Source organism: Candidatus Viridilinea mediisalina (assembly GCF_002532535.1).
Lineage (GTDB): Bacteria > Chloroflexota > Chloroflexia > Chloroflexales > Chloroflexaceae > Viridilinea > Viridilinea mediisalina.
On the sequence record NZ_NQWI01000033.1, the window covers coordinates 1 to 12,803 of the forward strand.

Annotated in this window: 12 protein-coding genes; 6 read left to right on the plus strand and 6 right to left on the minus strand. The window is 56.5% G+C overall.

The genetic code is table 11. The features are described 5' to 3' along the window. Positions 1–79 precede the first annotated feature (79 nt). Positions 80–697 (minus strand): hypothetical protein, encoded by a 618-nt coding sequence (locus tag CJ255_RS09315; protein WP_245863289.1) that lies wholly within the window; start codon positions 695–697, stop codon positions 80–82. Positions 698–1,455: 758 nt separating this feature from the next. Between CJ255_RS09315 and CJ255_RS09320 the strand changes: the two genes are divergently transcribed. From CJ255_RS09320 to CJ255_RS09335, 4 genes are all read left to right on the plus strand, one after another. After that, positions 1,456–1,845: a thiol-disulfide oxidoreductase DCC family protein gene (locus tag CJ255_RS09320; protein ID WP_097643833.1), complete on the plus strand. Its 390-nt coding sequence runs from the start codon at positions 1,456–1,458 to the stop codon at positions 1,843–1,845. Between the two features lie 53 nt (positions 1,846–1,898). After that, positions 1,899–2,174: a hypothetical protein gene (locus CJ255_RS09325; RefSeq protein WP_097643834.1), complete on the plus strand. Its 276-nt coding sequence runs from the start codon at positions 1,899–1,901 to the stop codon at positions 2,172–2,174. A 208-nt stretch (positions 2,175–2,382) separates the two neighbouring features. After that, a complete protein-coding gene (locus CJ255_RS09330) occupies positions 2,383–3,813 on the plus strand; it encodes a glutamate synthase subunit beta (RefSeq protein WP_097643835.1) in 1,431 nt (476 codons plus the stop codon). Positions 3,814–3,840: 27 nt separating this feature from the next. After that, positions 3,841–4,470 carry an SH3 domain-containing protein gene (locus CJ255_RS09335; protein WP_245863291.1) on the plus strand — a complete coding sequence of 210 codons (630 nt, stop codon included), beginning with the start codon at positions 3,841–3,843 and terminating at the stop codon, positions 4,468–4,470. Between the two features lie 365 nt (positions 4,471–4,835). Here CJ255_RS09335 and CJ255_RS09340 read toward each other — a convergent pair whose 3' ends face one another. Beyond that, positions 4,836–5,873 (minus strand): vitamin K epoxide reductase family protein, encoded by a 1,038-nt coding sequence (locus CJ255_RS09340; RefSeq protein ID WP_097643836.1) that lies wholly within the window; start codon positions 5,871–5,873, stop codon positions 4,836–4,838. A 14-nt stretch (positions 5,874–5,887) separates the two neighbouring features. Continuing rightward, positions 5,888–6,553: a cupin domain-containing protein gene (locus CJ255_RS09345; RefSeq protein WP_097643837.1), complete on the minus strand. Its 666-nt coding sequence runs from the start codon at positions 6,551–6,553 to the stop codon at positions 5,888–5,890. Between the two features lie 275 nt (positions 6,554–6,828). On the opposite strand from CJ255_RS09345, the gene proS reads away from it, so the two are divergent. Then, positions 6,829–8,271, plus strand: coding sequence for a proline--tRNA ligase (gene proS, locus CJ255_RS09350; RefSeq protein WP_097643838.1), 1,443 nt, complete (start codon positions 6,829–6,831; stop codon positions 8,269–8,271). 288 nt (positions 8,272–8,559) lie between these two features. On the opposite strand, the gene CJ255_RS09355 is transcribed toward proS, so the two are convergent. Both CJ255_RS09355 and CJ255_RS09360 read right to left on the minus strand, forming a co-directional pair. Continuing rightward, positions 8,560–9,720 (minus strand): DNA cytosine methyltransferase, encoded by a 1,161-nt coding sequence (locus CJ255_RS09355; RefSeq protein WP_165774640.1) that lies wholly within the window; start codon positions 9,718–9,720, stop codon positions 8,560–8,562. A gap of 209 nt (positions 9,721–9,929) precedes the next feature. Next, positions 9,930–11,198: a glycosyltransferase family 4 protein gene (locus CJ255_RS09360; RefSeq protein ID WP_124681883.1), complete on the minus strand. Its 1,269-nt coding sequence runs from the start codon at positions 11,196–11,198 to the stop codon at positions 9,930–9,932. 232 nt (positions 11,199–11,430) lie between these two features. Between CJ255_RS09360 and CJ255_RS23500 the strand changes: the two genes are divergently transcribed. Continuing rightward, the gene (locus tag CJ255_RS23500; protein ID WP_165774641.1) at positions 11,431–11,574 is read left to right on the plus strand and encodes a hypothetical protein; all 144 of its coding nucleotides are present in this window, start codon (positions 11,431–11,433) and stop codon (positions 11,572–11,574) included. A 95-nt stretch (positions 11,575–11,669) separates the two neighbouring features. Here the strand turns inward: CJ255_RS23500 and serC are convergent, their stop codons facing one another. After that, positions 11,670–12,752, minus strand: coding sequence for a 3-phosphoserine/phosphohydroxythreonine transaminase (gene serC, locus CJ255_RS09365; RefSeq protein WP_097643841.1), 1,083 nt, complete (start codon positions 12,750–12,752; stop codon positions 11,670–11,672). Positions 12,753–12,803 lie beyond the last annotated feature (51 nt).

Here is a 12,803-nt window from a genome sequence, read left to right on the forward strand (position 1 = left end):
CCAATCTCCAATCTCCAATCTCCAATCTCCAATCTCCAATCTCCAATCTCCAATCTCCAATCTCCAATCTCCAATGGCATTAGCGCCGACTCACTGAGGATGTAACAAATACATATGTCTCAATCCAATCAGTATAGCCCGCCAAATGCATGCGTTCAAGCAAGGCGGGCGAGAGCGAAGTCAGGCCGTAAGACACCTCAATTTGATAGGGCACTTCGAGCGCTGGTATGCCTTGGCTACGCAGGGTAAATTCAGCTTGAGCCAAGAACGAACCATTAATCTGGCCAAGAATGACCGATTGCTGATGTACCGGATCGAACCACCAAAGCTCACTGTTCACCGTCGAGAAGACGACTGGTGCCTCAAAGGGTTGCCGATCCAACTGTTGTTGACGCCAACGCTCCTCATTGCTGAGGGGGCTGCGCGTGGGCAGCATCAACGGCGGCAAGCTCCCAGATGCAACCGTAGGGCGCAACGTCGGCACTGAAGTTACGCTCGGCTCTGGGAGTGTGGGCGGCTCTGGGGTTAGGGTTGGGACCGTGGGCGCTGCGGTGGCCGGATCGGGTGCTAAATTGGCCGTGACTGTTGGGGTAAGCTCAAGGCCAACCTCTGTCGCCTGGGGCAAGGCAGACAAGGTTGGCGCAACCGCCGCAGGTGGGGCTGCGGCAGGCGGGCCTTCAGTCTGTAGCGCTTCCATGCAGCCAGTAAGCAGCATAACGACAGTGCATAGCAGAATAAAAACCCGAAATCCCCCCTTGATTTGCTGGTATCTAACAGACTGTCCAGCGGGGGGTGGTTCGAGTGGTAGCTTCAACACCGTAGTCTATTCGCTATCGTTGCAGTTCCAAGGTCACAATGTCATGATCTAGCTAGAGCAGTCCTCTGCCCTCCATGATACAAACGTAGCTTACCGCAATGTTACCAGAGTGATTGAGGGGAATCATAACACGTTCTCATGCTACCGTCAAAATCTCTCAAGGGCGAATTTTTCCCTAGCCGCGCCCAAGGCCCATGGTATACTATGATAAGGTGAAGCATGCGTCGAAAGGATGGTGCAATCCCTTTCAGGTAGAGAGTTTTTTGAACAAGGGGTTCAAAACGCCAATGAGAAGAGGTACAGAGTATTGCACCACAGAGGCACCGAGAGCACAGAGTTTGGGGAACGAAGGCAATGCCAATCATGGCGATGATCATGCCATCCATACTCTCTGTGTTCTCTGTGTCTCTGTGGTGAATATCTCTATATCTCTTCAACAACTCTACAATTGGGAGGGTGCAACCCCTCCCTTTCGCGTGTGCCGTCAAGCATCGTCATAGTACAATCACTACCCGTATAAGGAGGATTTTCATGCGCAACAGAGAGCGCCGTGTCATCAATGCCTTTAGTGTCCTGGTTATCTCTTTCCTGGTTTTGGTGATGGTGATCACCGCTGTTGCTCCATATTGAGGTACACTATGAATGAACGATACGCCCTGCTCTATGATGGAGCGTGTCGCATCTGTGCCAGTCAGATTGAGACAGTCGCTGCACATAATCATGCAGGTCTCATTGAAATACTTGATATGAACGATCCACAGGCCCAAGTGCGCTTTCCTCAAGTGACGCCGGAGATGGCGCAGCGAGAATTGCACCTCGTTGCGCCTGATGGCCAGTTCTACCAGGGGGCCGATGCGGTGCGTGAGACGCTGCTGCGCCTGCCTGATTTGCGTGGCCTCGGTCTCCTCATGGGGCTACCCGGGGTCATGCTCTTCGCCCGCCCGATCTATGGCTTGATCGCTGCCAACCGCTACCTCCTGGGTGGCCGGGTTGAGGCATGCGATGATGGCTCGTGCAAAAGCCGATAGCGGCATGTTCAACAAGAATTTGGTGTAACAGGTCGTTGTATACTAGATTCTCTATGCTCTATTTGTTTCTGGCTCTGGCCTGGATGCTGGTTAGCTCTGGGCCGGGTAGCCCTATGGTAAGCCAAGATGCGCTACTCCTTGGCCGCACCTTGGTTGCCGATGTGGCTACACCAACCCCGACAACAACCGAGCGCGAGGCCCCCCAACCTGTTGGCTTAGGGGTGGTCGCCGCGCTCTTTTGTCTCTTTAATCTCTCAAGTTTGGCCCTCGTTGGTAGTATCGCGCTTAAGCGCTATTTTGATGGGATCAATCCTGATGATGGCCGCTAGGCATGGCGGTTTGTGAATAGTTACTTGAAACTATCGCTTGGTTGAGATATTGCCACCCTACGGGTAATTAGAAAGCTGTACATTTTATAATGTAGCAGACGCAGTATCGTAAATGGCATAATCGGGCGCAGTGGTGCGCTCCACGTTTCCTCTCAATGTTGAGATGTGCGAGGTATGGATCTACACAACAGGAGAGGATGGCTGCCGTATGGGCCACATTGAGGGTTTTCTCAAGATTCAACGTCAGGAGCAGCAGGGTCGGCCCGTAGCTGAACGGCTACGCGATTTCAATGAGGTGTATGAAGCACCGTCCGAAGAACTGGTAATCGAGCAGGGTGCGCGTTGTATGGATTGTGGCATTCCCTATTGCCACGTCGCTTGCCCCCTTGGCAATTTTATCCCCTTCTGGAATGATCGCGTCTCCGAGGGCGATTGGCGCCAGGCTTTGGAGCAGTTGCAGCGCGAGAATAATTTCCCTGAGTTTACGGGCCAACTCTGTCCGGCCCTCTGTGAGGGTTCCTGTTCGTTGAGCTTGGGTTTTGAGCCCGTGACGATCCGTTTGATTGAGCGCCAGGTTATTGAACATGGCTTTGCCCAGGGTTGGGTTGTGCCTGAACCGCCCCAGACGCTGACGGGTAAGCGGGTGGCGGTGGTTGGTTCGGGGCCAGCCGGGTTGGCCGCCGCGCAACAGTTGCGACGCATGGGCCACGAGGTTACGGTCTTTGAACGTGACCAGCAGATCGGGGGCTTGTTGCGCTACGGGATTCCCGATTTTAAGCTGGAGAAGCAGATCATTGATCGCCGCTTGGCTCAACTTGAGGCTGAGGGCGTCCAATTCATGCCCGGTGTCCATGTTGGGGTGAGCATGCCGGTTGAGGAGTTGTGCCAAGGCTTTGATGCAATCCTGCTGGCTGCTGGTGCCCAACATCCACGCGATCTGCCGGTGCCTGGGCGCGATCTGGCGGGGATCCATTTTGCGATGGAGTATCTGACCCAGCAGAATCGCCGTTGTGCGGGTGAAGTGATTGAGCCTGAAGTGGCGATTGATGCCAAGGGCCGCCATGTGCTGGTCATCGGTGGCGGTGATACCGGGGCCGACTGTGTGGGCACTGCGTTGCGCCAAGGGGCCGCTTCGGTCACGTCGTTTGAGTTGATGCCTGAGCCCCCCAACGAGCGCGCCCCCGATAATCCCTGGCCAGAGTGGCCCCGCGTGCTACGCAAGAGTTCTTCGCACGAAGAGGGCGGCGAGCGCATCTATAGCGTGTTGACCCGCCGCTTGCTTGGTGATGGCAATGGACAAGTGGCCGCCGCTGCGGCGGTGCGCGTGAGTTGGCAGCGTGACGAGCATGGCCAGTGGCGCATGGAGGAACTGGAAGACACCGCGTTTACTCAGCCGTGCGATCTGGTGCTGCTGGCGCTGGGCTTCAGTGGGCCAATCCGCCATGGCATGATTGAGCAACTCGGGGTAGCATTGAGTGCCAACGGGGCGGTTGCGACCGACGCCAACAAGATGACCTCGCGCCCCGGTGTCTTTGCAGCGGGCGACATGAGCCGCGGCCAATCGCTGGTGGTCTGGGCGATTGCCGAGGGCCGTACCGCCGCTGAGGGAATCAATCAGTTCTTGATGGATGGTTCGTAACCATTCTACAAAGAACAAAGGAGAAGCATGATGTTCGGTTTTGGCAGAAAGAAAAAGGAAGAGGCCGAGAAGGCTGCCGCAGAAGAAAAGGCCAAAGAGGAGCAGATCACCCGTCAGATGCGCTCAATGAACGACCAGCTCTCTAGTAAGACCAAAGAGATCGCTGATCTGGAGAAGCAGCTTGCGGCAAGCAGCAAGCAGGCGGCTGCGGGTGATGAGGCGAAGAAAAAGTTGGCTGAGACGCAAGAGCAAGTGCGTAAGATGCAACTGGAGGTCGCCAAGCTGCAGATTGAGGCCCAAACAGCCCAAAACAGAGCCCGTCAAGCCGTGCAGGCGGCTGAACAGGCTGCGGCTGAGGCTGCCAATGCTGACACCGAGCCTGCGGGCGCAGCAGCAGGGAGTAGTGTCGCTGCCCCGCCTGAGTTGGCGGTGGGCGTCAGTGCGTGGGTGCGTAAGGCGGGGGGCATGAACCTGCGCCTGCGTGACCGCCCCGGCCTTCAGTCCAATGCCTTCGCCGGCCTGCCCCCTGGCACCCAAATGACCATGCTTGAAGGCCCGGTGCCCCTCGACAACTACCCCTGGTGGCGCGTCCGTGTCAGTGATGGCCGTGAGGGTTGGGTCGCTGGCTCGGAGTTGGTGACGCAACCGGAGGATTAGTGGTGGCTTCGACAGGCTGGCTTCGACAGGCTGGCTTCGACAGGCTCAGCCAGCGGCGCCATAGGTAGTGCTGACTTTAGTCGGCTGAGGTCGCCGACAACCCCCGGATGCCGACTAAAGTCGGCACTACGACGGTAAGGCTGAAGGTACGTTTCTGAAACCATCCCTAACAAAGAGCCGCTTTAGTCGGCTGAGGTCGCCGACAACCCCCGGATGCCGACTAAAGTCGGCACTACGACGGTAAGGCTGAAGGTACGTTTCTGAAACCATCCCTAACAAAGAGCCGCCCCGTTGGGGCGGCTCTACCAGTGCCAAGCACAGTATCATCTCTGTGTTCTCTGTGCCTCTGTGGTGAAATCTGCTCCTCAATGCGCCAACTTGCGTCCCTGGTCTGTGCGCCTGCGCCCTCGGGTGGCGGGCGCTTTGTTTTGGGGTACCGTAACCCAGAGCAGCGCTGTCATGATTGCGGCTGAGGCGAGGCACCACGCACAAGTGGCTCCAATCACGAAGGGTTCCAAGAAGGTTAGGTAGCTTGAGAAGAGCACGCCGCCAAAGACTATGGTAGGCAGCGCGATGGCGGCCCAGTGGGCTGATCGGCCACTGCCATACTGCCGTATTGCCCAAGCCAACAAGATTACGGTGTAGCCCGCAAGCCCGATCAGGCCAACCGGGATGCCAAAGATTTTGGCATACTCGCTCTGCTGGACGGTGTTGCAATCACCAACTGGCCCGCAGACCGCTTCGGCACCGCTGATTTCAATATAGGCCAAGTAGGTGGCTACAACCATGCCAATCAGGGTCAAAATAGGCACGGCTTTGACCCGCCAAGGGGCCAGGGGTTGATCAAAGGGGCCACGCATAAAGCGAGCGAGCACAAAGACCGAAATGAGCATAATGGCAAGCATCACCACGGCGGCCCCGTTGCCCACCGGATCGCGCTGAAAGGGGCTCAACGCTTGCGGCGTAGGCATTGGCTGATCCAAGGCAGGGGGCGTAAAGCCCGGAATGGCGGGCCACGCATTACCACCAGCCGCAAGTGTCTCGGCAATCATACCAGGCAGCAACTGGGGAATCTCGGCACTCCCAACCAGAAACTGCTCACCAAAGATCAACGCAGGCACACCGAGGCGCTCTTGCGGCACATTGAAACGCTCTACCGCCGCACGATAGATCGCCTGACCATCGGGTTGGCTTACATCAATGATCATAATTGCCAACTGCGCGCCATAGCGGGCTTCCAATGGTGGCAGGACATCATCAATCACGACGTGGCAGTGAGGACATGTAGGCGAAAAGAAGAGGATACCGTGGGCCACCGGCTCATTGGCGCGGAGACTACTGGCCCCCATGATGCTCAAGAGGAACGCGATGAGGGCGACGAGGAATGTTGTGCGATAGGACATATAAAGCTTCTCCTTCATGATGAACCCAAATGGTTATGGTAAGCCAGCGACCCACCGGCTACCTCATAGGGGCAGAGGACAAGGAGGGCACGAGCAGGTTGTTCACTCGTATTCTTCCACTGGTGGGGCAGCGTAGCGGCAAAAAGCAGGCTATCGCCGGGCTGAATCAGGTAGGTTTGGTCGAGGACGATGTAGGTAATCTGACCAACAAGGCCAAAGACAAACTCTTGGCCCGGATGGGCAATCGCTTGGTCGCCACTCCCGGCACCGGGGTTCAAGGTGAGCAGGATGGGGTCAAAGCTCCGTTGCGTCATCCCTGCACCCAGATCAGTCAGGCTACCGTGACTGAAGGGCACCGTGCGGTACTGCTCGGCCTTGCGGAAAATGACACGACTACGCGGGACATCAGGCTCAAAGAAGGCGCTGATGGGCACCTGCAGGGCAATGGCCAATTGTTGGAGCGTACTGACACTAGGCGATGTTTTGCCATGCTCGATCAAGCTCAAGGTATTGACCGCCAAGCCACTTGCTTCGGCTAGGGCACGCATCGTCAGCCGCCGAGCCTCGCGCAGACTCCGCAGACGGCGGCCCACATCGAGCGTATGGTCGGGCGTTTCACCTGTAGCCGTGAAGGCATGCAATTCAGATGCACTGAACAGTGTAGTAGAAGAGCGGCTCATGGGTATTCCCTCTTGCCAGGATGCGTGAGGCGGAGCGGCGATGCATGCGCGTCTGCGCGTCTGCGCGTCCTCGCGTCCTCACGTCCTCGCAAGCTGTGATGTAGCTACGAACCATCCCTATAATATTAGTTGATCTAGGCCAAAAACAGAATTATATTGCTTAGGCATGAGGTTGACAGCAGACAACCCGCAGGGCGAACGGTCTTGCCAACAATACCATTTCGCTTTATGATTGGGAGCGCGGCCAAGACCGCACAACAAAAGAGGAGTTGTTTATGCCCAAGGATGCGATCACAACCCGCGCAGCGGACTATAATCAGTGGTATCTTGATATTGTGCGCGAGGCCGATTTGGCCGAGGTGGCCGAGGTGGTGCGTGGTTGTATTGTCGTCAAGGCGACAGGCTGGGCCCTCTGGGAGTTGATGCAGCGCGAACTTGATGATCGGATTAAAGCGACCGGCCATTCCAATGTGCAGTTTCCGCTCTTGGTGCCCAAGAGTTTTATTATGAAGGAGGCGGATCACGTTGAGGGCTTTGCGCCTGAGGTGGCAGAGGTGACCCGCGCTGGCGGCGAGGAACTGACTGAACCCTATGTGATCCGTCCAACCAGTGAGACCATTATTGGCCACTTCTATAGCCGCTGGATTCGTTCCTACCGCGATCTGCCGTTGCTCTACAATCAGTGGTGTAATGTGATGCGCTGGGAGATGCGTACCCGGCCTTTTTTGCGTACTGCTGAATTTTGGTGGCAAGAGGGCCATACAGCCCATGCGTCTGAAGCTGATGCTGAAGAAGAGACGCTCAGGATTTTGTATGATGTCTATGCCGATTTTGCCGAGCAGGTGATGGCTGTTCCAGTGATTCGTGGCCTCAAAACGGAGAACGAGAAGTTCCCCGGCGCGTTGCGTTCCTACTGCATCGAGGCGATGATGCAGGATGGCCGGGCTTTGCAGGCTGGAACATCGCATAATCTGGGGCAGAATTTTGCCAAGGCGTTTGAGATTACCTATACCGACCAGCAAAATACGATCCAGCACTGTTGGACAACCAGTTGGGGCGTGAGTACACGCCTGATTGGGGCGCTCATCATGACCCACTCCGACGATGAGGGGCTAGTCTTACCGCCACGTCTCGCGCCCATCCAGGTGGTTGTGGTGCCGATCTACAAGAATGACGCGGAACGCACGAAGGTGATGGCGGTCGTGGAGCAACTGACCGCTGCGTGGCGCGGGCTGCTGCGCTTTAAGCTTGACGACCGCGATAATCTCAGCCCTGGGTACAAGTTCAATGAGTGGGAATTGAAGGGCGTGCCGTTGCGCGTCGAGATTGGGCCGAAGGATGTGGAGAAGGGCAGTGTTGCCTTGGCGCGCCGCGACATCCCTGGGCGCGAAGGCAAGCGCTTTGTGCCGCAGGCTGGGCTAACCGAACTACTCGTAGAGTTGCTCGCAGAGATGCAGACGGCGCTCTTCCAACGAGCGCTGGCTTTCCGCGAAGAGCGTAGCGCCCGCGTCAGCACCTACGAAGAGCTACGGCAACAGGTAGAGCGCGGTTTTGCCTGGGCCTATTGGGACGGTTCCAACGCCGATGAGAAGCGCATCCAAGAGGAGACGCGCGCAACCATCCGCTGCATCCCACTCGATCAGCCAAACGAAGCCGGGCGCTGTGTCTACAGCGGGCGCGAAACGAGCCGGATGGTCGTCTTTGCGCGCGCGTACTAGCGTGGGTTTAAGAGCGGACAGAACATTTGCTTCGATAGCGACCGATAGAGATGCAGAGAATTTTACCACAGAGACACAGAGAGCACAGAGAAATTTGTGACAAGGCAACCACCTGTTGGCATTACCTCTAGCTACAATACCTCTGTGCCCTCGGTGCCTCTGTGGTGAAATTCTCTGTATCTCTCCTGGTTGGTGTTTTGAACCCCTTGTTCAAAAAACTCTATACTTGAAAGGCTCCCACAACGTGGGAGCAGGGCGGGGTAGCATCGCCATATCGCATGATTGGCATTACAGACGCACAATCGCATCAATTGGGCGTCGAAGTAGCGCTCTAGTAAACTCTAGTTTAGCTGATCGTAGACTTGCCAAAATTGCTCGCCCTATATACTCGGCCAAGCGTGGTGGCACTGAGTTGGCAACCTGGCGGTACTGATCAAGATCGCGTACACGACCTGAGCGACCACGAATTGCACCTTTGAGTATATAATCGTCAGGGTATGTGTGAATTCGCATGTATTCGCGTACAGTTAGGTAGCGATCTTCAGTTGGATGGAAGAAAACTTCACCACATCTGAGGGTGAGCGCAGGATTGGAGCGACTCATGCGCCTAAATTTAGTTGTATCCTTCTTAGTGAGGGTACAGCGCTGTTCTGCTGGTAGATGCTGCTGCGCTGCAAGGTGATCGCCTTCTGGCACGCCATGAATGCGGAATTTATCGCCAGCAGGGGTAATGTCTACATGGCTATCGTTTCCAGTATAGGCTTCTTTGGTATAGGGTGGTGGCAAGTCGGCAAGTGCATCACCAACGGTCTGGTAGCGGGGTAAACTAAACAGTGATTGGTTTTGACTTGGTGGACGATGAGTTGGTTCAGGAAAGGCAAATGTCACCTTTTCCCGCAACGCGACGATAAATACCCGCTGTCGTAGCTGTGGTACGCCATAATCAGCCGCAAGTAGCACTTTCCACTCCACCCGATAGCCCAACGCGGCTAATTCGTTATGCATCAATCGCATCACCCCACCTATCACCCCCTGATGATCCGGTGCATTGAGTAACCCTTTCACCTGTTCGATCAGTATCACCCGTGGACGAAACACACGAGCAAAACGAACCATCTCGAAGAACAACATTCCTCGTTCATCCTGCAGTGCAAGGCGCTTACCAATTTGTGAGAAGGCTTGGCAGGGCGGACCGCCAAAGAGCAAATCCAACTCTCCAGGTTCTAAGCCTAACGCGACGCTCAGTTGCTTCGGATCAATGTTACGAATATCGTCTTCAATGACCTTTGTGGTTCCATGCTCATGCTCAATATTGGCTCGCAAGGTAGCACAACAGAAGGGATCGCGCTCTAGGCAGGCCAAAATATTAAAACCTGCCTTGCGTATGCCCAAATCAAAGCCGCCTGCCCCCGAGAAGAGCGAGAGTGCGGTTGGTTGTTGTGGGTGCATTGTCATTCCCAGTTTGGTAGAACAAAGTAACTGTTATCAGTCTACTCTATTTCGTGTAGTTGTCAAGCAATGTTTTCGGCCCATGTTTAGGCCCAATACTTTGCAAATAAGCTCGCGCAAAGCCGCAAAGGTTGGCGCTCCTATGCAAAAAACTTTGCGCCTTTGCGCCTTTGCGTCAAGAAACTCGTCGTATTTGAAAAGTATTGTGTTCATGCCTCAAGCATGTCGCGGTAGATGGCGACGTGGCGTTGAGCGATGGCGGCTTGGGTGTAGTGGGTGAGGACGCGCTGCCGTCCGCGTTGCGCGAGCTGGTGGCGGAGTGGTGCATCTTCCACTAAGCGCATGAGTTGGCTGCGGAGCGCCGCGATGTCCCCTTCGGCAAAGATGAGGCCCGCGTCGCCAATGACGTGGGGGATTTCGCCTGAGTTGGAACCAACCACAGGAACGCCGCAACTCATCGCTTCGATTAGGATGCGGCCAAACTGCTCTTTCCACGAGGGGGTGGTGCGTGAGGGTAGCACGAGGATGTCGAGTGCCCGCAGTGCTGCGGGCACTGCGGTGCTGTTCACAGCGGGCATGATGGCGATGCGTTGACTGAGGCCCAATGCAGCAGCACGTTGCTCCAGTTGGCTCCGTTGACTTCCGTCGCCAATGAGGCGCAAGTGGACATGGGCGGGGAGTGCTGCAAAGGCGGCCACGAGATCGAGCAGGCCCTTTTCGGGCACAAGGCGTCCGAGGTAGCCGATGGTGAGGCGGGTGGTGGGAGGCGGGGAGGCGGGAGGCGAGGAGGTGGGAGGCGCGGAGGTGGGAGGCGCGGAGGCGGGAGGCGCGGAGGTGGGAGGCGCGGAGGTGGGAGGTGAGGAGGCGGGAGGCGAGGAGGCGAGTGGCGAAGCGGCGGGAGGCGGGGAGGCGGGATGTGAGGAGGCGGGAGGCGAGGAGCCGACTGGTTGGAATAGTTCGGGATCAACCCCAAACTGGGGCACAATCGTGAGCGGGCCAGTAAAGCCGTGGCGGCGGATGATTGCGGCGGCCTCTTGGTTGCATGCGAGGGCATGGCTGGCGTGGCGCAGGTTGTAGCGCTCGAAGAGGTTGAAGGGGGGCGGGTAGTAGCGGTTGATGTTGGCGTAGTTGTAGAAACAACAACGCGCCCCTAGAGCAACCCCAAGACGCATGGCTTGAAAGGTGGCAAGGTTGAACGACTCCTCGTCAATATGCAACACCTGGGGGCGCAGACGTCGCAGCACAGCGCCGAGTGTGGGGTAAAAGTGGATATGGTGCTGCCCATTCAAGGCGATAGGCAACGCCTCTAGTTGGTAGCCCTGGGTAAAGCGACGTTCGAGGCGCAACCGCCCAACCCGTGGCTCAACCCAACTGGATGGCACCAGCGCCGTTAATGCAACTCCTAGGCGTGCAATCTCCTCCAACTTGCGCTGGTAGGCACCAACCACGAGAGCTTTAGAGAGTATGACAACGCGCATATTTGAGGGTAGAGCGACGCAGAAGTTTGTAGCACAGGTACTCATTGGACAAGGCATAGCATACCAGATTATTATAATCTAGCTATGCTATACTTGGGGCATACTCCCATTTGCATTACGTTTAGGGTTAGCGCCCTGAAACCCGCTTTGGGGCTACGCACCAAACCCCGTTTTTTGTTCCGTTTTGGCGGCGAAGCCGCCAAAACGGAACAAAAGGAGCCACTACACCGCCGTGACCTATCCCTTGACTACGCTTGAAGCGGGCGATGCTTGGCAATTTGTTGCGCCTGCTGCTGAGTTGGCGCAGGGGCGCTTGCCGCTCGCGCCTGCTCTGCTAGGGTTGTTCACCACAGAGGCACAGAGGACACAGAGGTAACGTCTCTGTGTCCTCTGTGCCTCTGTGGTAAAATTCTGCGTGCCTCTTGTGGTGAAATTCTCCGTATGTCCGGCTATCGGCTATCGGATTTGGTATTAGCCGTGCTTGCGGGCAAATTCCTGCATAAACTGGGCAAGGGCAGTACACGAAGCAGGCTCAAGGGCGTTGTAGGTTGAGGCACGGATGCCACCGACCGAGCGGTGCCCAGCGAGCCCAACCATGCCTTGGGCCTGGGCCTCAGCGACAAACTGCTTCTCTAGCTCAGGGCTGGGCAGCCGGAAGGTAATGTTCATTGGCGAGCGGCTCGCCGTCTCAGCGTGGCCCCGGTAGAAGCCCTGACTGGCGTCAATCACGGTGTAGATCTCGGTAGCTTTGGCAGCATTGCGCTCGGACATAGCGGCTAGCCCACCGATACCTTCGATCCATGCGAGTACAAGGTCAACCAAATAGACCGCATAGACTGGCGGGGTATTGTAGAGCGAATTGTTCTTGAGCATCGTCTGGTAGCTGAAGATCGCCGGGAGATCTTTACGCGCTTGGGCAACAAAGCTCTCACGCGCAATGACCGCCGTCACACCCGATGGCCCGATATTCTTCTGGGCACCGGCGTAGATCAACGAGAAGCGTGAGGCATCGAAGGGGCGCGAGAGGATGTCGCTACTCATGTCGGCCACGAGCGGGACTTCGGGAAGATCGGGGAAACCGAGCCACTGTACGCCCTGTATCGTCTCATTGCTCGTCAGGTGCAGGTAGGCTGGACGCTCACTGAGCTTGAGGGCGCTGAAGGTGGGGACAGTGCGGTAGCCATCTGCGCCCGTCGTAGCGGCAACGTGGGTCGCCCCGATACGTTTAGCCTCTTCGAGAGCCTTCTCGCCCCACGAGCCGGTGAGGACATAGTTGGCGGTGGTCTCGGGATGGAGGAAATTGAGCGCCAGCATAGCAAATTGGGCACTAGCCCCACCCTGCATAAAGAGGACGCAATAATCGTCACCTAAGCCCAGCAGCGCCTTAAAGCGCGCTTGGGCACTCTGATTAACCGCCTCATACTCTTTCGAGCGGTGGCTCATCTCAAGGATGGACATCCCGCGCCCTTTGTAATCGAGCAATTCAGCCTGGGCTTGTTCGAGGACAGCACGGGGTAGTACGGCAGGCCCGGCGTTAAAATTATGGACAGGCATGGTATCGTTCTCCTGAGCATGCTACAAATAAAGGCATAGCAGTCTCTAGTA